The organism is Streptomyces sp. BF23-19 (assembly GCF_041106355.1).
Classification (GTDB): domain Bacteria; phylum Actinomycetota; class Actinomycetes; order Streptomycetales; family Streptomycetaceae; genus Streptomyces; species Streptomyces virginiae_A.
The window spans coordinates 1-20,825 of sequence record NZ_JBGBPT010000029.1 but is presented as its reverse complement, the minus strand read 5'-3'; the positions used below and the strand labels follow the sequence as shown (position 1 = coordinate 20,825).

General features: G+C 69.7%; 24 protein-coding genes. 23 read left to right on the top strand and 1 reads right to left on the bottom strand.

The genetic code is table 11. From position 1 onward, the window contains the following. Positions 1-114: 114 nt before the first annotated feature. From AB8A24_RS18215 to AB8A24_RS18110, 22 genes are all read left to right on the top strand, one after another. A complete protein-coding gene (locus tag AB8A24_RS18215; RefSeq protein WP_327385565.1) occupies positions 115-693 on the top strand; it encodes a hypothetical protein in 579 nt (192 codons plus the stop codon). Positions 694-916: 223 nt separating this feature from the next. After that, entirely contained in the window at positions 917-1,267 is a 351-nt protein-coding gene (locus AB8A24_RS18210; protein ID WP_369476613.1) for a hypothetical protein, read from the top strand. A gap of 23 nt (positions 1,268-1,290) precedes the next feature. Then, the gene (locus AB8A24_RS18205; RefSeq protein ID WP_327385567.1) at positions 1,291-2,391 is read left to right on the top strand and encodes an AAA family ATPase; all 1,101 of its coding nucleotides are present in this window, start codon (positions 1,291-1,293) and stop codon (positions 2,389-2,391) included. Next, positions 2,391-3,527: a hypothetical protein gene (locus tag AB8A24_RS18200; protein WP_327385568.1), complete on the top strand. Its 1,137-nt coding sequence runs from the start codon at positions 2,391-2,393 to the stop codon at positions 3,525-3,527. The genes AB8A24_RS18205 and AB8A24_RS18200 overlap by 1 nt, the downstream gene beginning before the upstream one ends. A gap of 93 nt (positions 3,528-3,620) precedes the next feature. Beyond that, a complete protein-coding gene (locus tag AB8A24_RS18195) occupies positions 3,621-4,664 on the top strand; it encodes a helix-turn-helix domain-containing protein (protein WP_369476611.1) in 1,044 nt (347 codons plus the stop codon). 63 nt (positions 4,665-4,727) lie between these two features. Beyond that, positions 4,728-5,387: a hypothetical protein gene (locus AB8A24_RS18190; protein ID WP_327385570.1), complete on the top strand. Its 660-nt coding sequence runs from the start codon at positions 4,728-4,730 to the stop codon at positions 5,385-5,387. Then, positions 5,384-5,578 (top strand): hypothetical protein, encoded by a 195-nt coding sequence (locus tag AB8A24_RS18185; protein WP_327385571.1) that lies wholly within the window; start codon positions 5,384-5,386, stop codon positions 5,576-5,578. Before AB8A24_RS18190 ends, AB8A24_RS18185 begins: the two co-directional genes overlap by 4 nt. Further along, positions 5,575-5,721 (top strand): hypothetical protein, encoded by a 147-nt coding sequence (locus AB8A24_RS18180; protein WP_327385572.1) that lies wholly within the window; start codon positions 5,575-5,577, stop codon positions 5,719-5,721. Before AB8A24_RS18185 ends, AB8A24_RS18180 begins: the two co-directional genes overlap by 4 nt. A 58-nt stretch (positions 5,722-5,779) precedes the next feature. Then, positions 5,780-6,202, top strand: a complete 423-nt coding sequence (locus tag AB8A24_RS18175; RefSeq protein ID WP_369476608.1) for a hypothetical protein — start codon at positions 5,780-5,782, stop codon at positions 6,200-6,202. A gap of 57 nt (positions 6,203-6,259) precedes the next feature. Continuing rightward, on the top strand, positions 6,260-6,745 hold the full coding sequence (locus AB8A24_RS18170; protein ID WP_369476606.1) for a hypothetical protein: 486 nt from the start codon (positions 6,260-6,262) through the stop codon (positions 6,743-6,745). A gap of 81 nt (positions 6,746-6,826) precedes the next feature. Beyond that, on the top strand, positions 6,827-8,314 hold the full coding sequence (locus AB8A24_RS18165; protein ID WP_369476604.1) for a DNA cytosine methyltransferase: 1,488 nt from the start codon (positions 6,827-6,829) through the stop codon (positions 8,312-8,314). A gap of 29 nt (positions 8,315-8,343) precedes the next feature. Beyond that, on the top strand, positions 8,344-8,736 hold the full coding sequence (locus AB8A24_RS18160; RefSeq protein WP_327385576.1) for a hypothetical protein: 393 nt from the start codon (positions 8,344-8,346) through the stop codon (positions 8,734-8,736). 11 nt (positions 8,737-8,747) lie between these two features. After that, positions 8,748-9,095: a hypothetical protein gene (locus AB8A24_RS18155; protein ID WP_369476602.1), complete on the top strand. Its 348-nt coding sequence runs from the start codon at positions 8,748-8,750 to the stop codon at positions 9,093-9,095. Positions 9,096-9,154: 59 nt separating this feature from the next. Then, positions 9,155-9,460, top strand: coding sequence for a hypothetical protein (locus AB8A24_RS18150; protein WP_327385578.1), 306 nt, complete (start codon positions 9,155-9,157; stop codon positions 9,458-9,460). A 66-nt stretch (positions 9,461-9,526) separates the two neighbouring features. Beyond that, entirely contained in the window at positions 9,527-10,189 is a 663-nt protein-coding gene (locus tag AB8A24_RS18145) for a hypothetical protein (protein WP_327385579.1), read from the top strand. 69 nt (positions 10,190-10,258) lie between these two features. Next, positions 10,259-10,600: a hypothetical protein gene (locus AB8A24_RS18140; RefSeq protein ID WP_369476600.1), complete on the top strand. Its 342-nt coding sequence runs from the start codon at positions 10,259-10,261 to the stop codon at positions 10,598-10,600. A 268-nt stretch (positions 10,601-10,868) separates the two neighbouring features. Continuing rightward, the gene (locus AB8A24_RS18135) at positions 10,869-11,423 is read left to right on the top strand and encodes a hypothetical protein (protein ID WP_369476598.1); all 555 of its coding nucleotides are present in this window, start codon (positions 10,869-10,871) and stop codon (positions 11,421-11,423) included. Positions 11,424-11,478: 55 nt separating this feature from the next. Further along, positions 11,479-12,552, top strand: a complete 1,074-nt coding sequence (locus AB8A24_RS18130) for an N-6 DNA methylase (RefSeq protein ID WP_369476596.1) — start codon at positions 11,479-11,481, stop codon at positions 12,550-12,552. Positions 12,553-12,641: 89 nt separating this feature from the next. Further along, the gene (locus tag AB8A24_RS18125) at positions 12,642-12,941 is read left to right on the top strand and encodes a hypothetical protein (RefSeq protein WP_327385583.1); all 300 of its coding nucleotides are present in this window, start codon (positions 12,642-12,644) and stop codon (positions 12,939-12,941) included. Between the two features lie 68 nt (positions 12,942-13,009). Next, on the top strand, positions 13,010-13,702 hold the full coding sequence (locus AB8A24_RS18120) for a hypothetical protein (protein ID WP_369476594.1): 693 nt from the start codon (positions 13,010-13,012) through the stop codon (positions 13,700-13,702). 705 nt (positions 13,703-14,407) lie between these two features. Then, positions 14,408-14,725, top strand: coding sequence for a hypothetical protein (locus AB8A24_RS18115; RefSeq protein ID WP_328963449.1), 318 nt, complete (start codon positions 14,408-14,410; stop codon positions 14,723-14,725). Further along, entirely contained in the window at positions 14,722-17,934 is a 3,213-nt protein-coding gene (locus tag AB8A24_RS18110; protein WP_369476592.1) for a tetratricopeptide repeat protein, read from the top strand. The genes AB8A24_RS18115 and AB8A24_RS18110 overlap by 4 nt, the downstream gene beginning before the upstream one ends. Before the next feature lie 70 nt (positions 17,935-18,004). On the opposite strand, the gene AB8A24_RS18105 is transcribed toward AB8A24_RS18110, so the two are convergent. Continuing rightward, entirely contained in the window at positions 18,005-19,162 is a 1,158-nt protein-coding gene (locus AB8A24_RS18105; protein ID WP_328963451.1) for a glutamate--cysteine ligase, read from the bottom strand. 214 nt (positions 19,163-19,376) lie between these two features. On the opposite strand from AB8A24_RS18105, the gene AB8A24_RS18100 reads away from it, so the two are divergent. Next, on the top strand, positions 19,377-20,639 hold the full coding sequence (locus AB8A24_RS18100; RefSeq protein WP_369476589.1) for an MFS transporter: 1,263 nt from the start codon (positions 19,377-19,379) through the stop codon (positions 20,637-20,639). Positions 20,640-20,825 lie beyond the last annotated feature (186 nt).

Below are 20,825 nucleotides of genomic sequence, written 5' to 3'. Positions count from 1 at the left end.
GGGCCCTCGACCTCTTGGAACCACCACCATACCAAGCTGACCGCCGCGCCTGGACCCCCCGACGCCGTGGATACAATCTATATGCAGAGTCGGCGTGGGTGAGGAGTGGCAGTGGTGGGACGATCGGCGGACGGCAAGCCGTACCTGGTGGGGGTCAAGGAGTTCGCGGCGCTATACGGAGTGCGCCCGCTCCAGGTCAGCCAGTGGATCAGCCGCGACAAGCGGCTCGACTACGAGTATGCGCGGATCGTCTCGGGTTCGCCGTACTGGCTGCTCGACTTCGCGAAGCGGTACGGCACGACTACTCCCCGGCCGAAGCAGCTGGACGAAGCCGTCCTTGAGCGGATCGTGCAGGAGCAGAAGCCGGGGTACTGGGAGTCTCGCGTCGAAGACCTTCCCGCGCTGGTCGGACAGTCGGAGATCGCCGTGCTGTTCGGGCTGTCGGACAGCGCAGGCGTGCGCAACGCGGCGAAGACGGGGCGACTCCGGCCTGCGGACTACACCCTGTCGGGCTCGCCGATCTGGCTCCTTGAACCTCTCCTTGAGGACGCGCCGGCGCTCAAGGCGAGTGCCCGCGGTGGCGGGTGGACGATCAACGAGAGCGTCCGTGACGCGCTCCTGGCAGGTACGTACGACGGCCACGGATCGAGGATCATCCCCCGTGGCCCGGGGGCTGCAAAGGGCGCCGAATAGGCACTATTTGGGGTGGTCGGTTCTTGTTTCTACCCCCAATTGCCTATAGAATAGCGGTATGTTGTCGCATTCGAGCGGCATCATGAGTCGCGAATCGATCGCCATGGAGGCGTGCATGCGAGACCCGCCAGCACCTGTCGGAGCTGTTCGTGATCGACATGACCCCACATCGAAAGATAGATTCCAACACTGAACCGTTGGTTTCGTATCCCGAGGGGGGATCATGCCGCTTGAGCAGCCCACTCTGTTCGGCCTGGACGACATCCAGCCCGTGCGCCTCCCGGAATCCGTCCGCGATCTCACCATCCAGCAGCGATTCGAGGCCTTCCACGCCTTGAACCCCTGGGTGATGCGTCACCTGGAGAACCTCGTCCAAGACGCGATCGGCAAGGGATTCCAGCGCATCGGCATCGGAATGCTCTTCGAACTTCTGCGCTACCGCTACGGCGAAGCAACGCGAGGCGATGAGTTCCGGCTGAACAACGACTTCCGCAGCCGCTACGTGCGCGAACTCATCGGCGCCCGCCCCGACTGGGCGGACCTCTTCGAGACCCGCGCGCTGCGCGCTGCCTGACCACCACGACCTCTTGGAGAGACGTGTCCCAGCAGCAGGTGCCGGTGCGACCGGCGTCCCCCAAACTCAAGACCCGCAAGCCGACCGGCCAGGTCCCGTACCCGCTGGTTCTTATCGAGGGTGAGGAAGGGAGCGGCAAGTCCTACGCCGCCGCCCAGTTCTCCGCCTCCCCACTCACCGGGCAGACCTACTGGATTGACCTGTCCGAAGGATCGTCCGACGAGTACGCCGCCATCGACGGCGCCGACTACCTCGTCATCGACCACGACGGCAGCTACCGCGACATCCTGGAGCAGGTGGAGGCCGTCCACGCCGAGGCATGCCGCGCTGCCGAAGCCGGTGAGCCGCCCGTGGTCCTCGTCATCGACTCCGGATCCGCACTATGGCGGATGCTCACCAACTGGACCCAGGAAAGGGCCAGGCGGACGCGGAAGAACAAGCTCGTGCTCGCCTCGGACCCCGACGCAGGCGTCGACATCCCCATGAACCTGTGGAACGACGCAGTGGACCGCTGGTCCAGGGTCATGCACCTCCTCCAGACCCTTCCCGGAATCGCGATCGTGCTAGCTCGCGGCAAGGAAGTCTCCGCCGTAGACGACAACGGCAACCCCGTCCCGAACCGCAAGGAATGGAAGGTCTCCGGCCACAAGGACTTGGGCTTCGACTCCACCGTGTGGGTGCGCATGAAGCGTGACGAAGACCCGCACATCATCAAGGCGAGGTCACTGCGCCTCCGAGTCGAGAAGCGCCGCCCGCTGCGACTGCCTGACTTCTCCATCGAGGACCTGGTCTTCAACCGGCTGGGCTGCTCAGCGAAGTCACAGCCGCGCGTCATGCCCGTGCTCGCCGGTGACAGGTTGCCGCCGTGGCTCAAGCGCGTCGAGGAGGCCACAGCCAAGGAAGCCCTCGCCAAGCTGTGGCGCGAGACGCGGCCCGACATCTCGGGCCTCACCAGGCAGGAGGCATCGACCGTACAGGCGGCCATCAGCGACCGGCTCGTGCAGATCGAGAACCCCCGCGACGACATGGACGAGGCGCTGGGCGACGACGTCGCCGCAAAGCTGCGCGCAGCCGCCGAGCGCGCCAAGAGCGTCGACGGCGCGACCGAAGGGGAGGCGGCCTGATGACCGCTCAGCCGGTGAGCAGCCCGTCTCTGTGGCCCGCGGCGCACAGCCAGGACGCGCGGCGCCCCCGGTCGCTCCAGCGTCAGCTTGGGGCTTCCGACACCGTCTGCGAGCGCCGAGCCGCATACATCCTGTCGGGCGCCGACCGTACGGACACCTCCGACAAGCGAGCCGCGATCCTGGGCACGTACCTGCACGAGGGACTCCTCGGATCGGCTCGGCGGGAGTACGGCTGGCTGGTGGAGACGGCGGTGGCCGACGACAGCATCCGGGGCCACGTCGACGCCGTCCACCTCGACGCGGCGACCGCCGCGCGACTGCCCAAGCGTCTGCGGCCTACGGCGCCAGCTGACGTGGTCACCGTCGAGGACATCAAGACGAAGAGCACCTTCTTGTGGGACCGGGTGCTCCGCTACGGCGCCACCGCGGCCGAGATCCGCCAGGCTTACCTGTACGCCGACCTCCTGCGCACGGTGGGCTGGTCGGACATCCACGGGCAGAGGCCGTTGGCCAGGCTCGGCCCGATCGACGTCGGCCGCATCCGCTTCCGCTTCGTCAACCGGGACAACGGAACGGAGTACGTCCAGGAGTTCCCCTTCGACAAGGCCGAAGCCACCCGCGCACGGTGGTGGGTGCAGCGCGTCATGGACTACGAGAGCCCCGAGGAGTCGACCCGGTCATTCGACGGGCCGGGGCTGGACGCCATTTGCGACAACTGCCCCTTCCGGACGCCCTGCTGGGGTGAGCCCAAGACCCCCGGAGCGGCCGTGCAAACGGTTCTCGTTCACGACGACGCGGACCGCGAGACGGCGCTGACGGAGTACGTACGCGGGCACGAGATGGAGGCCGAGGGTCAGCGGGTGAAGAAGAAGGCCCGTGCCAAGCTCGACGACTCGCCGGCGGGCATCTACGGCCCGAACCAGCTGAGGTGGACCGGGGGCAACACGGTCCAGGAAGTCGACCGCGAGGCCATGATCGACACGTTCGACGTCCTCGGCGTCCCGGTCCCCGAGAAGTCCGGCGTTGACTTTCAGCGCATGGAGGCCGTGATGAAGGAAGCCGGGGTCGCGATTCCCATGCGGACGGCCGCGAAGAAAACGAATCGCGCCATACGGGTCACCGCCGTTCAGCGGTAGCCGAGGCCCCGACCGCCTTCCAGCCCCGCCACCGCAACTGCTGCGGTGGCGGGGCCCCCTGTCCTGCCAGAAACACCGCCTCCGAGGGGCCCCGTGTCTATCCAACTGATGGTCGTTGCCAGCTACTTGCCGAAGGAAGTGATCACCCAGAGCCAGAAGCTCGCACTGCAGAAGCTCGCCGACTCCGCCGATGACGAGACCCGGATGGCCCGTCCGGGCCTGGCGCGACTGGCCGCGTGGGTCGGCGTCAACGAGAAGCGGGCCATCACCTTGGTGACCGAGCTTGTCGCCAAGGGCCTCGTGGAGCGTGTGCAGACGGGCAAGGCGGGGCGGGCTGCGGTCTACAAGGTCTTCCCGAACGGCATCCCGCCGATCCCCAGCACCGCCGACCTCAAGGCGCGCCTGGAGGCGCAGCGGGCCGCACCGAAGAACGCCGCGAAGGCGCGGACGGGTGTCGAGCGGGCAGCTCCGGCCAGGCCGGCGATGACCGCCCGGGACGTCGAGGACCGAGTGAAAAGCAAAGCGCAGGCCCCGCAGGAGAAGCCTCCAAGGGGTGGGTTCCACGAGGGGAACCCTGGAGGGGGCAAGGGTCAGGTTCCACCGGTGGAACCCGGGGAGTTCCAAGCGGGGAACCCTGTCGGTTCCATTGGTGGAACCCCTTCCTTCCTTGGTTCTTCCTCTGTTCTTCCTTTCCCCCCTACCCCCACGGCTGCCGCCGCAGGGGAGCCTTCCGGCGAGGCCGGAGCAACCGACCAGCAGGCCGCGCCACAGGAGTCGGGATGCTCCAAGCACGCGGGCAAGCCCGCTTCCTCCTGCCGCGCTTGTGGCACCAACCCGCGCGCGGAGAGCAAACGACAGCAAGCCCGGGAGCGCGACGCCGCGCGGCAGGCCAACGGCGACCACTGGGAGCAGTGGCACCGGGACGCGGACGAGCGTCGGCGTATCGCCGACCTCGGGGCCGGGGCGGTGCTGGAGGCGCAGAGTGCGGCCAAAAGGGCGGTCCGGAACTGGAAGGACGCGGCCCGGGAAAAGAGCTCGACCGGGGGACGAAAGTCCCGCAGGAATGTGGACACCCCCACGGATGCATATAAAATAGAAGAAGCAGGGGAGGGGTTCGGTTCCGTGAAGGTGCCTTGAATCGCCTTCGAAGATAGATCCCAACTCTGTACTGTTGGCCATCATCGACCTCTTGGAGAGATCATGAACCGCGAGGCTTACCAGCTCGCCCCGATGCCGGAACACGGCAACACCACCGACCCCCTCTGGCGGGCTCTGTGGGACGCCTACGAGCCGGTCATCACCCCGCTCCGCCGCATGCCGCTCGTCGCTGACGTCGAGATGTGCGGCGGGATGTACGGCATCACAGCCGAACTGGCCGACTACAGCTACCTGCTCATTACGTCGGACGACACGCTGCCCACAGACCCGAACCAGGTGCAGGGCTGGCACGTGCAGCGCCTGAGCGATCACACCCCGACGATCCGGGAAGTCATCTACGACTCCACCGAGGCAGGCCCGCAGGCCGCCAACGGCAACGACCACGTGGCGCTGTTCAACGCGATCACCGCGTTCGTCGCCCGCCGTGGCCTCGGACTCCAGTTCGCCCCGGTCAAGGCCGTCAGCATCTCCGGCCTCCGCAGCGACTTCTCCGCCGTGGAGCACATCTGCGACTGCTTCCCGCGCTCCCTGGACGCCGTCGCCCGCTACGGCCGGGAAGTGGCCATGCTCCGGCTGATGGGGTGGCGTCCCCTTCACCAGCAGGGCGGCAACGAGTGGCCGCTGTCCGTCTGGGTCCACGACGGGGCGGTCGTCACCGTGGCCGTCACGCTCGCGGGTTGGAACGCGGAGCGTGCGGCATGAGCGACCCGCAGGCCCAGAGCCCCGAACCCTCCTGCAACCACATCTTCGCCCACCCCCAGACGCCGGAGCAGCGCGAACAGGTCGAGGCCGCGCTCGAGAACGCGCGCCAGACCGGTGACACCACGGGCGTGATGGTCGCCATGGCGCAGCTCCTCGGACCGTGCGACGTCCGCGACGGGAGGCAGCCGTGACCTGGCTCCTCGCCTTCGCGTGCGGCATCGCCGCCGGGCTCGCCGTGCTCGTCGCGCAGGAGTTCCGCTACGAGGCCCGCACCCGCGCCCCGCGCTGCATGACCTGCGGCGGACAGCACCGCATGCACGCCGCCCACAAGTAACACCCCCGCCCGGCCGCCAATGCGGCGGCCGGGCACCACAGACCTCTTGGAGACCCTGATGACGCAGAACACCGGAGAGAGCTACCAGCTCCCCGATGACCGTCACCTCGCCCAGGCACTCGATCGCGCCGAGGCCCCAGATGCTCAGGCGGACGACATCGCCCGCATCATGTGCCTGCTGCTCGCGGCAACCGTGCGCGACATCCTCACCGACCACGAGTACCCCGCCGCCTTCGATGCCGTCGGCCTTGAACTTCACGCCACCGCTGACGGGACGGTCAGGACCACCGGCGCCTACTGGGTCGGCGACGGCACCCGCCGGGAGTTCGAAGAACCTGGGGCCGAGTACCACCTCGACGCCTGGGCGTGCGAACTCGACAACGCCAACCGCGACACCTGGGCTCCGCTCTGCGAACTCCTCAGCGACGACAGCGGCACGGCCCGCTACCGCCTCGACCTGATCCGCGCCGCCGCGCTCTGACACCCCAGCCCGGCCGCTGCCTGAGCGGCCGGGCCCCAGACCTCTTGGAGACAGCACGTGAGCTACGACTTCTTCATCGTGGGTGAGAACCGCGCAATCCGTGGGGCGGGCCCCAACGATTCGCTCTACTTGTCCGGGTTTCAGGGCGCGAGCGTCATCGACACCATGGCCCACTTCGGCATGACGGTCGAGAAGGACCGCCCGCAGTGGCCCACCCTTGAGGAGTACGGCGTGGAGCCCGCCGAACTCTCCAGCACGGCCAACCTCACCGAGGAGCGCACGAAGGCCAGGGACGCATTCGTGGCCGCCTACCAGGGCGTCCGGGAAGCCACCGACGAACATCCCGAAGGCATCCCCGCGTACAAGCTCCGCTTCAACGACGGGTTCTGGACCACACCGGACGAGATCGCCGCCGCCCTGGCCCGCTACGAGGCGCACCCCAACTACGACTGCGCCGAGCTGCCCTTCGGCGACCAGACCTGGGCCCGCTGGATTTCCTTCCTCCGCGTCGCCCAAGCCGCAGGCGGCCTGCGCACCCTCTGACCTCTAACCCGCCTCACCCCGCCCCGCCCCGGCAACCCAGCCGGGGCGGGGCCCCGGCAGACCTCTTGGAGCACCACCACCGTGAACCGCGTCATAGACCTCCTGTGCGGCGCTGGCGGCAGCAGTACCGGCCTCACCGAAGCCGGACACGAGCTCGTCCTCGGCGTCAACCACTGGCAGCTCGCCATCGACAGCCACGCCGCCAACCACCCCAACGCCGACCACGCCTGCATCGACATCACCGGCTTCCCCATGAAGTACCTGCCCCGCGCCGACGTGCTGTGGGCTTCCGTCATCTGCACCGAGATCAGCCCTGCCGGCGGCCGCCGCCGCGAATCCGAACAGCTCGACATGCTCGACGGACTCGACGGCTGGAACTCCCTGCCCAAGGACGCCTTCGAGCGCACCTGGGCCACCGCGTGGTGCGTCGTCCGCGCTGCCGAAGCCAAGCGGTTCAAGGCCGTCATCGTGGAGAACGTCGTCGAGTTCGGCCTCGATTGGATCCTCTTCCCCGAGTGGATCGCCACGATGGACAAGCTCGGCTACCGCGCTCAGATCGTCTCGGTCTCCAGCGCCCACGTGGGGGACGAAACGAATCTGCGCGCCCCGCAGTGGCGCGACCGCATGTACTGCGTGTTCACCCTCAAGACCATGCGCGCCCCGGACGTCGAGCCCCGCCCCCTGGCCTTCTGCATGGACTGCGGCGAAGAGGTTCACGCCCGCCAGTCGTGGAACAACGCGAACCAGCGCATCGGGAAGTACAGGCGGGACTACATCTACTGCTGCCCCCACACAACGTGCGGCCACGCCATGGTCGAGCCGTACGTACGGCCGGCCAGCGACATCATCAACTGGGGCGACCTCGGAACCCGCATCGGCGACCGCCGCAAGCCGCTGGCGGACACCACCATGGCCCGCATCCGTGCAGGCCTGGCCAAGTTCCCCTACGAGCCGAGCGGCATCAACCTCGTCCACGGCAAGAACGGAGGCGACCGGGCGTTCGCCGTCGGGCGCCAGCCGCTGCCGACCCGCACCGTCAAGCAGGGCGACGCGCTCCTCGTTCCTACCGGCGGATCGTGGAACACGGAGCCCGCGTCTGTCGACGTCCCACTGCGCACCCGCCTCACCCGCGAGAGTGAGGCCCTGGTGACCGTGGACCCGTTCATCATCGAGTACCGCAACAACGCCACGGCGTCCCGGGCCACCGATCCCCTCGCGACCGTCACCGCCCAGGGCAATCACCACGGGCTCGTCGTGCCCGGAGGCGTGGCCCCGGCCATCGCCCGGAACACCCTCGTCATCCCCTACCGCAAGGCCGCCGTCAAGACCGCGGCCGAACCGATCCACACCCTCGCCACCCGCGACTCCGCTGGCCTCGTACGCACAGCCCCTGCCGTCGAGGACTGCCACTTCCGCATGTTGAACCCGCGCGAGCAGCTCCTCGGCCAGCGGTTCCCCGAGAAGTACGTCGTCTACGGCAACTTGGCCGAGCAGACGATGCAGGCCGGGAACGCCGTCTCAGTGAACGTCGCCAGGTGGTTGGGCCAGCAACTGGAGGCCGTCCTGTGACCGGACCCCGGCAGACCACCGAAACGCACGTGACTGCTCACGCCCCCTGCTTTGGCGACAACGACTTCTCGCCCGCCGCAGACCGCTGGACGGACATCAGCGGCCTGCGCGACATCTGCGACCCGCTCTTGTACGTCTGCGGCCGCTGCCCGTTCCGTGCCGCCTGCATCCGCCAGGTCAACCCGGCCAAGGCCGCGTTCGACGGCGTGTGCGGGGGCCGGATCTGGAACGACGGAACGATCCTCACCGCAGTCGACGGGGCCGACGACAGCGAGCTCCTGTCGCCCGTCAGCCGCCAGTCCTGCGGCAAGAAGCAGGGCGTCCGCGCCCACCGGCGTGCCGCCGAACGCATGTGCGCCAAGTGCGACGACCACCTCAACCGCCATGAGCAGCTCGCCCTCGTCCTCGACGAAGCATCCTGACTGGAGCCCCGATGACCGACCCCACCATGCGTGATCTCTTGGCCCCGGTGGCCGCGATCGCCCTGATCGCCCAGGCCAACCCCGATCTGCCCGCCCCGCGGATCGACCTTGGCCCCGTCTTCGACGACACCGACGCCCACCGCCTCGGCATTCAGCTCTACTTCGACCGGCCCGACACCGGCATTTACGAGCGGTGGGCGACCCTCATCGGCAGCGAGAACCCCGACTCGCACACCAGGCCCTCCAACGCATACCCCAACGCGATCGTCCGGCGCACCTACGGCACATACGCCGGCGTCGTCATCGAGGCCGTCGCCCACCAGGACAACACCGCAGCAGCGACTACCACCGCTGCCTGACGAGTACGGCGGCCGCCCCGGGATAGCCCCGGGGCGGCCAACCGAAAGGCCCGCAACCGATGACCGAACACGTCGACCCTGTCGCCGACCCGGAAACCAGAACGGTACGGATCTGCCGCGACCGATGCCCCACGTGCATCTTCCGCCCCGGCAACCTGATGCACCTGGAGCCCGGCCGCCTCGCCAAACTCACCGCCCACGCCATCGCGAACGAGGGACACATCGTCTGCCACGACACCCTCGGCACGGGCGCCGGCTCCATCTGCGCCGGGTACGCAGCTCACCCCCAGGGCGCAGAACGCTCCCTCGCCCTGCGACTGGTCCGCGCCGGCGCGCTACGCGCCACGCTCACCGAACCCGCCTGAGACACCCCGCGGGGGCGGCCGGACCCCGCTTCCCCACAGTGCACTTCCAGCAGCAAGGAGCTGATCATGACCCACATCTGGCCCGACCGGATCTTCGTCTCCTGCCACCCGATGGATCTGGGAGACGTCCGGCTGCGCGTGGTCAGCTACACCGAAGGTGACGCCCGCGCCGTCGTTGTCGACGCCAGCACCGGCAAGCGCCGTCGAGGGATCCTGACCGTGTCGCTGCACGCGACCGCACGAACCCGCACAGGCAGGCAGAGGCTGACCGGGTACGCGCCCGCCGAGGAGGAGGCCCCGGCCGACTCGCGCAGTGAGGAGGCCACCGAGAAGGACTGGTTCGACGGCCTGCCCGGCCGACGATTCCTCGTCCGCCTCCCGCCGGGCCTGGACCTGCTGAACGCCAACGACCGGCTGCACCACCATGAGCGCGCGCGGAAGACCCGCGCCCTTCGGCAGGCCGCGCGCTTCGCCTCGCGCGGCCTGCCGAAGCTCGACCGGGTCCATGTCATCGGCGTGTTCCACCCGCAGGACCGTCGGCGCCGCGACCCGGCCAACTGGTATCCGACCTTCAAGGCGCTGCTGGATGGCCTGGTGGACCAGGGCGTGATCCAGGACGACGACCACACACGCCTTGTAGGCCCGGACATGCGCATCGGAGAAGTGACGCTCGGACCCCGGCTCGCCCTCCACATCCGGGATCTCGGGGCCTCTGGCCTGGGCAAATAGTTTTGCCCGGGGGTGAAGTTTCTGCCGGGCGATCTTTGCCACCCCACTGAATGCATATAGAATAGAAGCATGAGGAAGGGGGAAGCCCTTCCGCAATCGGAAGGGGTGCGCACGATGATCGGCACCTACGAGCTCTACGACATCGAGACCAAGCTGATGGTCGACGGCCGGCTCACCCGCCCGGAGATCGAGGGGCTCCTCGACATCGTCGACGAGGTCCTCACCGTAGCGGCCCGGCGCACGACCGGCGCCTTCGGGGCCGACTGGACGGGCCTGTTCGCCGACGAGGTCATCGACATGCTCATCGCGATCCTCATCCCCATTGCCGACCGGCCGCACCTCGCGGATGAGATGCGCGCGGCTGCCGCCGTCTTCCAGGCCTTGTGCGACACCCTCGGCCGCCGCAGCTAACCCCCCCTGCCCCCGGGTTGCCGCGCCCGACCGCCCGGGGCTCGACCCCACCGAAAGGTAGTCAGTGACCCTCCAGCAGATCGCCCTCGGCCTCCTGGGCTGGATCGGTATCGACATTCTCATCGTCACCGCGTACGCCTGCATTCGAGCCCGCGAACGCTCCTGACGGCCCCTGCGCCCGCCCTTCAAGCCGCCCACCCTTGCCCTGACTGCCTATAGAATAGACGGTCAGGGCGGGTTGGGCGGCCCCATCCACCCCGGAGACAACGTGAAGCGGCACGAACCCGCCCTCATCCCCACCCACGCCCACCACCTCGGCGCCATGGCGCTCCTCCTCTTCGTCCACCAGCCAAACGAGCAGCACCTGAAGACCGCCCTGCGCACCGTCGAAGCAGCCCTCGACCGCAGCTGGCGAGACCGACCGGACGACCTGGCGAACCTCCCCCTGAACCAGCACCAGGACCTGCTCCGCTACTTCGCCGCCCCACAACTTCTCGATCTCGCCTTGCAGCTCGCCGGCCCTGACCCCGTACCCCGCCTCGCACGCGAGGCTCACGCTCACCTCGGCACGGTCCTAGCCCTCTACCCTCCGCGCCCCCACTGGTGGGTCATCTTTCGTACCAACGGCAACACCATCCACCCCGTGACCGTCGAGCGCCCGCCGACCGGGGATGACGCCCGCGACAACCGACTTCGCCAGATCGAAGACGGCGGCCTCGGCGTCGCCACGATCGACGCCCCCACCGAGGAGGACGCCCTTCGCGAGTTGACCCACATGTGGGAGCAGTTCGTCGCGCACGGAAGCCCGCTCGACCGCCAATGACCCTCAGGCGGGATCGGCTGCCGCCCGCCACGCTCACCTTGACGAGAGAGACAACATGAACCAGCTCGACCTGTTCAGCGAAGACCAGCCCGGCAAGACCCCCGCCCCGACTTCGCCGGCAAGCTTCCGTCCCGCGCTCGCCGACCTGCTCCCTCCGCCCGCCCCCGTCACCATCGGCAACCAGGCCCGCCGCCCGCATCAGGCCCAAAGGTCGGCTCCGCCCGCATCCCGTCCGGCGAATCGGCGCTATCTGCCCCTCCAGCGGAACCCCCATCGCGCTGCGCACGACATCGCCGAAGCCGTTGAAGCCGCCTGGCACGGGGCCCACGGAGGCAGCCGCATCGAGATCCCGGCAGGCGTCATCGCCGCCCTCGCCCTCTGGCCGCTGCGTGGCCCCGACGCCCCCCTGGCCGCCCACTGGTGGCTCGACCTCAACGACGAGGACTTCCTCGCCGCGCTCCGGGAGTGCTGGGCAAGGTGGTGGATTCAGCGCCCAGACCTCATCGATCGCGCCACCCCCCTCCATCGATGGCTCGAAGACGAGCGCCCCGAGCGCACTCGCATGAAGGCCGTCCGCGCGGTGGCGCGCGCCGCCCTGACGCACGGGATGCTCCACCTCACCAGCGCCGCACCGGACTTCGGGGGCAGCTGCGATGCGGACGTGCTCGGCGCAGTCGTCACCGTCATGAGGTCCCACGGTGCCCGCGAGGCCCTGGCGGAGATCCACACGCCACCGGAGCTCAGCGAGCTCATGGCGCGCATGCTGATCACCGATCAGCCGCTGACCCCTGGGATGAAGTTCGACGACCCCGCGTCCGGCACCGGCGGGCTGTATCGCGCCGCGGCTCAGCACATGCGCGAGCTGGGGCTGAACCCCCACGACTTCGGGTGGGCAATGACCGACATCGACCCCGTGGCGGCCGCCGGCGCCGCCGTCAACGCCATCCTCTGGGACCTCGGGCCGCACGTTCTGGTGGTGTGCGCCAACACGCTGACGGAGGGCAACCCGTACGTCCGCGCGTCGAGGGAATGGCGGGAGTCGCACGAGCGTCGGGACCGGATGGTGGAGGAGGCCACGTTCCTGGCGCGCGTCCGGCGGATGGATGCCATCCTGACGGGCGCCGCGTAGGGCTCTGACCTGCTGAAACTTCTTGTGGCACGTTCTTGTGCCGCCCGTGAATGCCTATAGAATAGAACTAACGAAAGGGAGGGAACACCATGAACCGCATCCAGGCCGTCGCCGTCCAGATCCACGCCAACCGCTACGCGATCATCGGCGACTACATCCTCATCACCCCGATCGACGGCGGCATCCGCCGAGTCAAGGCCCACCTGGCGCCCAACCGGGACGGCGACATCCTCATGCGCCTCACGCTCATCCACCCCCACCGCGGCCCCATCGACACCGTCGAGACCGCCTACGGCTGCAACGTCCCCCCCAGCCACTTCGCCACCAAGATCGACGACTACATCGGCTTCTGGTTCGGCGAGAAGGCCGACATGCACCCCGAGCACTAACCCCCACCCCGCAGGGGCCCGCCCCCCCCCGGGGCGGGCCCCACGCGCACGACCTCTTGGAGAACGAAGTGCTCATCAACGACGAAGCCACAAGGCAGGTCGCCGAAACCGTCGGCAACGCCCTCGGCGTTGGCTTCACCCTTCGCAACGCCGCCATCGCCAACGGGGCGGCCCACATTGAGTACCCCGATGGTCGGGCCGTCGGCTTCCGCCCCATATTCGGCGGCGCCATCGTTCAGATGTGGATCATCGGCAACGCCAAGCCCGCCAGTGAAGGTGAACCCCCCACCCTCCGACTTCTCGAAGGCCAGACTTATCACGCAGCCATCTCCCTCATCGACACCGAGGACGACGACGACCCGGCAGATCTCATTCTCGAGAAACTCACCGACGACCTCCTGCCCGCCTTTGAGTTCAAGCCCCACTACGTGGGTCACCGCCCCTGGGAAGACGTCTTCAACAATGCGCTGGCCGACTCCATCGCGGTGCAGAGCAGCCGCGCCCGCCCGAGCGAAACAGGCGAGGAGCCTCCGCATGCTGATACGCCCGGCGAGGCGGAGGTGCGAGAGCCTTACGCCGAGCCCGCCGAGCCCGCCGAGCCCGCCGACGTGACGCCGTCAGCCGGAGAGGCCGCAGCCGAGCCTGACGCGCTGCCCGTGGCGAAGACGCGCAAGGCGGCGGCCGGGGGATCGGAGAAGGCGCCGGCCCGGCCCCGCAAATCCCGTCGCCGGACAGCGGCCGCCGCCCCCAGTGACGGCTGAGTTGAGGGGTCTGGTCGCGCGGGAGGCGTCCGAGATAGGCTGACGGAGACGTGAGGCCGAGCAGGCCAGGAGGCTCCACCCCCAGAAGCGGGGGTGGAGCCTCTACGCGTTGGAAGGGGAATCCGCTGCGCACGAGTTCTGCGTGCCGGAACTGCCTGGGATCTTTGAGTGGACCGCTTCCCGAGAGGTGTCCCGCCGGACGCATTGAGGACGGCGTGAGGACACAAGGACAGGAACGGATCGACAAAGACTGGTAGCCAATGATGAGGGTTCGCCGGTCTGACCTGAGAAAACGTCGAGAATCGGCACGCATGATCAAGGGCCGTCAAGATCCCCAAAGGACTCATAATCCGTCGGCCGTGGGTTCGAGTCCCACCCGCCCCACCGCACCCCAGGTCAGAAGAAACGTTCTGACCTGGGGTCTTTTCATGCCCGCCGCGCGGCCGCACCGGGCGTTCGGCCCCAACTCCGGCCGAGATCCCCCTCAGGGGATGCCCAGAGGCACGAAGCGGCCGTGCCGCCCGATTCACGCGACGTCACCTCGATTCGATGGCTGCCCGAGTGTCCTGCCCTGCCCTGCCCGCGCGATGCGGCCCAGGCCCGCTCGGCCCGGTGGGCGCCCGGCAATCGTGCTGAACGGCTGATGTGGCGGCACCCGTGGCGATACCTTCGGTAGGGGTGGATCTCGGACGTGGGGGGACGAACATGGATGGATCACGCCGTACATGGATGTGGGTCGGCTTCGCCGTAGCGGTCCTGTCCGCCGCCGGGCTCGGCATCCACTTCGCGGTCGTCGGGCTGGACAAGGCCGACAAGCTGGCCAGCGTCATCGGGGCCTTCCTCGCGCTCGCGGGGCTGGGCCTGGCGGCGTGGGGGATCGTCAGGCCCGGGGCCGGGCAGGCCCCGTCGCCGCGTCCGTCCGGCGATGACGCACCGGTGGCCGAACCGAGCCAGCGGGCGGAGGCGTCCGGCCGCGGGAGGGTCTACCAGGCCGGGCGCGACCAGCACATCCACGAACGGTGAGCACCCCGCCCGAGGGCCGCGGACCGGGCCAACAGGCGACGGCGTCCGGGTTCGCCCGGATCTACCAATCCGCCGGGGACATGGTGGTGTACGGCGGTGACGAGCCGTACCGGCTCGCCGTCCTGCCCACACAGGGCTCGGAACCGTCCGTGAAGGAGGCCAGGAAGCAGCCGAGCGTGCTGCTCCGCGCGGCCGACGGACTGATCGCGTTCACGGGGCGTGAGGCCGAACTCCGCGACCTGCGGGCGTGGCGCGACGCGGCGACGCCGGACGCGACGAGGGTCCACCTGATCCACGCGGCGGGCGGGCAGGGCAAGACCCGGCTGGCCGGCCACGTCGCGGGCCTGTGGCAGCGGGAGGGGTGGCTGGCGCTCGCCGCCCACCACCGGCGCGACCGCTCCGCGCCCGAGGTCTTCGCCGGCCCCGTCGCGCAGGGCGCGGCGGGGATCCTGGTGACGGTGGACTACGCCGAACGTTGGGACACATCGGATCTGCTGACGCTGTTGAAGGATGTGCAGGCCGGTGCGGCCGCCACCGGGGCGCCGGTACGGGTGCTCCTGCTGGCCCGCCCCGCGGGAACGTGGTGGCAGAGCCTTGAAGGCCGGATCCGACGCGATGTGGGCCTGGTGCCCAGCCGCTGGAAACTGGAGCCGTTGGAGGACGGCCCGGCCATCACCCGTACGAGCCTGTTCACCTCGGCGCGCGACAGGTTCGCCGATCTGATGGGGGTGCCGGACGCCAAGCGGGTCGATCCGCCCGCCGCGCTGGCCGGGCACGAGGCGTACCGGATGGTGCTGACCGTGCACATGGCCGCCATGGCCGCGGTGCTGGGCCACGGCGGCACGAAGGATCCACCGGTGGACCCCCAGCAGGTGTCGGCGCTGCTGCTGAGCCGCGAGCGTGACCACTGGGAGGCGATGCACGCCCCCACCCGGGAGAAGGCCCTGGCCACCACCCCGGACGCGATGGGTCAGATGGTCTACCTCGCCACGCTCACCGGCCCCCTGGGCTACCCCGACGCCAAGAGCGCCGTGGGCCGGGCGGAAGTGGATTCCAAGGAGGCCGCCGGACAGCTCCTCAAGGACCACGGGGTCTGCTATCCGCCCGCCGGCGGCACCCGCGGACCGGATCGGCAGGCGGCGCCGCCGCAGTTGCAGCCCCTGTACCCGGACCGGTTGGGTGAGGACTTCGTCGCTCTGCTGACTCCCGGCCACGACCACGACTTCCCCGCCGACCCCTGGACGGACGGCGCACCCGCGCGCCTGTTGGCACCCGAACCCGTTGTGCCCGTATGGACCGCACACGCACTGACCACCCTGGTGGAAACGGCCCGCCGCTGGTCGCACCTCGCCCAGGAGCAGCTGTTTCCGCTGCTCACCGCCCACCCCCGGCTGGCACTGGAGGCCACCGGTGCCGCCTTGGCCGCCCTCGTCGATCTCGAGGACATCGACGTGGAGCTGCTGAGGAGCATCGACGCCCTCGTGCCCGAGCACCGGAACGCCGATCTGGACGTGGGCATCGCGGCCCTGGCCGCCAAGCTCGCCGAGCACAACCTGGCCGATGCCACCTCCCCGGCCCAGCGTGCCCGCATCCACGGCGCGCTGTCGGTCCGTCTGCGCAACTCGGGGCTGCACGCGGACGCGCTGGACGCCAATCTGCAGGCGCTGGAGATCTGGCGCGAGCTCGCCGAGAGCGAGCCGGTCCATCGTCGGGACCTGGCGACATCGATGGGCAACTACGCGAACCTGCTGGCCGAGTCGGGGCGTAGCGGCGAGGCCGTGGGGATGTCGCAGCTGGCGACCCAGCTGTGGCTGGACATCTCCGACGAGGCGTCCGGAGCCTACGCGGCCGATGTGGCCAGGACGATGAGCAACCATGTGAACCGGCTGGCAGAAGTGGGATTGCGGCGGGAAGCGGTGGCGCTGTCCGAGAAGGTGCTGGCCCTGTGCGAGGGACTGGCCGCCGGCGACTGGGACGCCCATGCGGAGAGTCTGGGGAACTCCCTGGACAACCACGCCCTGTGGCTGTCGGCGGTGGGAAAGCGCAACGAGGCCGTACGCATGTCCGAACGGGCTCTCACCGTACGGCGCCGCCTGGCGGAGCTCGACCGAGGGGCCCACGCGACGGACCTGTTCACCTCCTTGCAGAACCACGGCGCGCTGCTGGGACAGGTTCGACGACTCGACGAGGCATTGTCGATCTCGCAGGAGGCCATCGATCTGGGGCGCCGGTTGGTCGAGGCCAACCGGCAGGGCCATCTGCCCCGTTTCGCGGGGACGCTGACCAATCGGGCGACCGTCCTGGCCGCACTGGGACGCAGGCAGGAAGCCGAGTCCCCCTCGGAGGAATCGATCGACCTGTACCGGGAACTGGTGACGGGCAACCGTGCGGCCCACCTGCCGGGCCTGGCCGCCTCGATCAACAACCACGCCATGCTCTTGAGGGAACTGGACCGGGGTGACGACTCCGTGCCGCTCTCGCGTGAGGCGATCGACCTGTACCGGGAGCTGGCCGAGGTCAACCCGGGGGCCTTCCTGCCTCAGCTCGCCCAGTCGGTCGCCAACCATGCCGTGCTGCTGGCCGGGCTCGGGAGGACGGACGAGGCGGTGACCGTCTCGGGGGAGACGCAGGTCCTGTGGCGACGGTTGTTCGCGGTCGACCGGGACCTCTACCTGCGGCAGCTGGCCACTTCGTCGAACAATCATGCTGTGTGGCTGAGGGAGCAGGGACGGCTCGACGAGGCCGTGCCGTTCGCGCGGGAGGCGATCTCCCTGTACGGGGAGGCGGCCGGCGCCGAGCCGGACACGTATCTGCCGATCCTGGCGATGGCGCTGGACAACCACGTGAAGCTGCTGACGCAAATGGAGCACTGGTCCGAGGCGGAGCTTCCGGCCGCCCAGGCGGCGGGCCTCCATCAACAGCTGGCCGAAGCCGACGACTCCTACCTCCCCCGCTACCTCGACACCTTGGCCGCCTACGGACGTGTGCTGATCGGCGGGCTCCGCTTCGTCGACGCGATCGCCCCCTTGGCCCATGCCCTACCGGCCGCGCTGCGGCTGCCCGAGGACGGCAACGGAACCGTCGCCGTGCTTGTCGACCTCCTCCGCCACACCCATGCCGGCGACCCCGTCGCCGTGGCCGATCGGTTCCGGTCGTTCACCGGCGTGGACGTCCCGGAGTGGATGAAGGAGCCCCCCGCCCGAGGGTGAGCCGCAGGCGAGGATCCCGCTCCGTTCCCGCCTGCGGCTTCTCTTCTGCCTACCTGGAGGTCCACCGGGCCTAGAAGTCCTCCGTCTCGTCCGTGAGGTGGCGCAGTACGTCCGTCAGGTCCTGTCGGCGGGCGAACGCCACCCGCTGGCGGTGGGCGCCCGAGCCGTCGCGCAGGAGGCCCGCCATGGTCTTGGCGGCGTGGTCGAGGTCGCCGGCGGCGGCCAGTTCCGGGGCGACCAGGTCCAGGAGGGCCTCCGCGAGGTCCGCCGCCGGGAGTTCCGTCCCCGAGTACGGGTCGAGGCCGAAGCCCTCCAGGCCGTCATGGGCCGCCCGCCAGCGCGCCAGGCGCAGGACGTCGTCCCGTACGGCCGGTTCGGGGCGCCGCTCCGCTATCTCGCGCAGCGCCGTGGAGACCAGCGCGCGGGCCAGTTCGGCCTGCAGGATCGCCGAGTCGATGTCCGGGGACATGTCCGGCGCCCGGATCTCGAGCGTCGGCCAGTGCCCGGAGGGGCGGAGGTCCCAGTAGACCATCTTGGTGTCCAGGGCCGCCCCGGAGCCGAGCAGGGTCTGCACCGAGCGTCGGAAGTGCGCCGTGGACGTGAAGTGCGGCGGCAGGCCCGCCGAGGGCCAGCCGGACCAGGCCATCGCCCGCCAGCTGGCATGGCCGGTGTCACGGCCGCCCCAGAACGGCGAGTTGGCGGCCAGCGCGATCAGCGTGGGCAGCCAGGGTCTGATCCGGTTGGACACGGCCACCGCCGTGTCCACGTCGAGCGTGCCGATGTGGATGTGGCGGCCGCAGCTGACGAGGGTGTCGGTGAGCGCGCCGAAGCGGCGGTGCTGCTCGCGCTGGCGCGGCTCGTCGTCGGTCAGGTGCAGCGGCCCCTCCACGGCGACGACCGGCGAGGGGGCGGCCAGCAGTCGGCAGCCGTGGGCGCGGGCGGCCCGGCCGACGGTGCGCCGCAAGGTGGCGAGCTCGGCGCGCAGCGAGGCCGCCGAGTGGGCTATCGGGGTGGATATCTCCACCTGGTAGCGGGTGCCCTCGGGGTGGAGCTCGCCGGGCAGCCCGCCGGCCGTCGCCAGGACCAGTGGGGCGGCGGGGACCACCCGGAAGCTGTGGGGGTCGACGAGCAGGAACTCCTCCTCGACGCCGACGGTGAGGGGGACGGTGGTGCGCACCGTGTTCTGCGTCGTGCCGGTGCTCGTGGTGCTGTTGCCAGGTTCGATCACTACGCCTCCCTGGACATACAAGTCTTTTCATCATGAGCTGAACACGAGGGGAGGAGCGCACGTCGAATCAGTCAAATGTCCGGTGATAGTGGCGAGTTACCGGCAATACGCCACCCGGGTCGGGAGGCCGGAGCCGCGTGTGGCGACTGTTGCCGGTGTGTGAAGGGCCCCAAAATCCCGGCGGGCGGCGGGCGGCCGGTGGTTATCATCCGCTGTGACCCGGACGACCGCCCCACCCCAGCTCTGGCAGCGAATATTCGCCGACCTCACCCCGCTCAGCGCGTCCGCCGACTACCGGCGGCTGTGGTTCGGCGGAACCATCTCCTGGGTCGGTCAGGCGATGACCACCCTCGCGATCTCGCTCCAGGTCTACGACATCACCCGGTCCAGCTTCTCGGTCGGACTCGTCGGGCTCTTCTCGCTCGTTCCGCTCGTCGTCTTCGGCCTCTACGGCGGAGCGATCGCCGACACCGTGGACCGGCGCAAGCTCGGCCTCTACAGCTCGATGGCGGCCGCCGCGCTGTCGGTCGTGCTCGCCGCCGCCGCGCTGCTCGACTACCACCGCGTCTGGTTCCTGTACGCCGTCGTCGCACTCCAGGCGGTCTGCGGGGCCCTGACCGGCCCGGCCCGGTCCGCCATGATCCCGAGGCTGCTCCCGGTCGAGCAGTTGCCCGCCGCCAATGCCCTGAACTCCGTGACCATGACCTTCGGGTCGATGGTCGGCCCGGCCCTCGGCGGATTCATCGTCACCGTCGCGGGCTACGAGGCGGCCTACCTGATCGACGCCGTCACCTTCACCGCCGCGCTCTACGCGATGTGGAAGCTGCCGTCGATGAAGCCCGACCGGGCCGAAGGCGCGCGTGGCCGGGCCTCCGTCCTCGACGGCCTGCGCTTCCTCGGCACCCGACCGAACATCCGGATGACCTTCTTCTCCGACCTGGCCGCCATGGTGCTCGCCCAGCCCCGGGCGCTGTTCCCGGCCATCGCCGGGCTCTGGTACGGCGGCGGTCCCGGCACGGTCGGTCTGCTGGTCGCCGCCATGGCCGCCGGGGCGCTGCTCGGCGGGCTGTTCTCCGGCTGGCAGGGCCGTATCCGCCGGCACGGGCTGGCGATCCTGCTCGCCGTCGCCGGCTGGGGGCTGGCCGTGGCGGTGTTCGGGATCACCCGGAACCTGTGGCTCGGCATGTTCTTCCTGGCCCTGGCCGGGTACGCGGACACCGCCTCGATGGTGTTCCGCACCACCATGCTCCAGGCCGCCACCCCCGACGACATGCGCGGCCGCCTGCAGGGCGTCTTCATCATCGTCGTCGCGGGCGGGCCCCGGCTCGGCGACTTCCTCGCCGGGACCACCGCCGACCTGATCTCCCCGACCGTGGCCGTCACGGGCGGCGGGCTGGTCTGCGTCCTGGTGCTGGGTCTGCTGGCGCTCCGATGGCGGAACTTCGCCCGGTACGACGCCCGCTCCCCGGAGGCGTAGTGGCGTAGTCGCCGGTCCGGTCGGGGCGGCCGGGCGCGCCGAGGCCGGGCGCGCCGGGGCCGGTCGTGCTGGGGCCGGTCGTGCCGGGGGCGGGCGCGCGCCGGGGCGTCTCCTCGGGCGCCGAACGTGGCGAGGGGTCGGAACGTCGGGCGGCACTGCGTTCGGCGCCCTGCGGGGAGCGCCCCG

What these genes read in the sequence shown, in the direction of transcription:
- AB8A24_RS18210 (WP_369476613.1), top strand. Translation starts at nt 917, where the DNA reads ATGCCGCTTGAGCAGCCCACTCTGTTCGGCCTGGACGACATCCAGCCC.
- AB8A24_RS18200 (WP_327385568.1), top strand. Translation starts at nt 2,391, where the DNA reads ATGACCGCTCAGCCGGTGAGCAGCCCGTCTCTGTGGCCCGCGGCGCAC.
- AB8A24_RS18190 (WP_327385570.1), top strand. Translation starts at nt 4,728, where the DNA reads ATGAACCGCGAGGCTTACCAGCTCGCCCCGATGCCGGAACACGGCAAC.
- AB8A24_RS18185 (WP_327385571.1), top strand. Translation starts at nt 5,384, where the DNA reads ATGAGCGACCCGCAGGCCCAGAGCCCCGAACCCTCCTGCAACCACATC.
- AB8A24_RS18175 (WP_369476608.1), top strand. Translation starts at nt 5,780, where the DNA reads ATGACGCAGAACACCGGAGAGAGCTACCAGCTCCCCGATGACCGTCAC.
- AB8A24_RS18155 (WP_369476602.1), top strand. Translation starts at nt 8,748, where the DNA reads ATGACCGACCCCACCATGCGTGATCTCTTGGCCCCGGTGGCCGCGATC.
- AB8A24_RS18150 (WP_327385578.1), top strand. Translation starts at nt 9,155, where the DNA reads ATGACCGAACACGTCGACCCTGTCGCCGACCCGGAAACCAGAACGGTA.
- AB8A24_RS18145 (WP_327385579.1), top strand. Translation starts at nt 9,527, where the DNA reads ATGACCCACATCTGGCCCGACCGGATCTTCGTCTCCTGCCACCCGATG.
- AB8A24_RS18140 (WP_369476600.1), top strand. Translation starts at nt 10,259, where the DNA reads ATGAGGAAGGGGGAAGCCCTTCCGCAATCGGAAGGGGTGCGCACGATG.
- AB8A24_RS18130 (WP_369476596.1), top strand. Translation starts at nt 11,479, where the DNA reads ATGAACCAGCTCGACCTGTTCAGCGAAGACCAGCCCGGCAAGACCCCC.
- AB8A24_RS18125 (WP_327385583.1), top strand. Translation starts at nt 12,642, where the DNA reads ATGAACCGCATCCAGGCCGTCGCCGTCCAGATCCACGCCAACCGCTAC.
- AB8A24_RS18115 (WP_328963449.1), top strand. Translation starts at nt 14,408, where the DNA reads ATGGATGGATCACGCCGTACATGGATGTGGGTCGGCTTCGCCGTAGCG.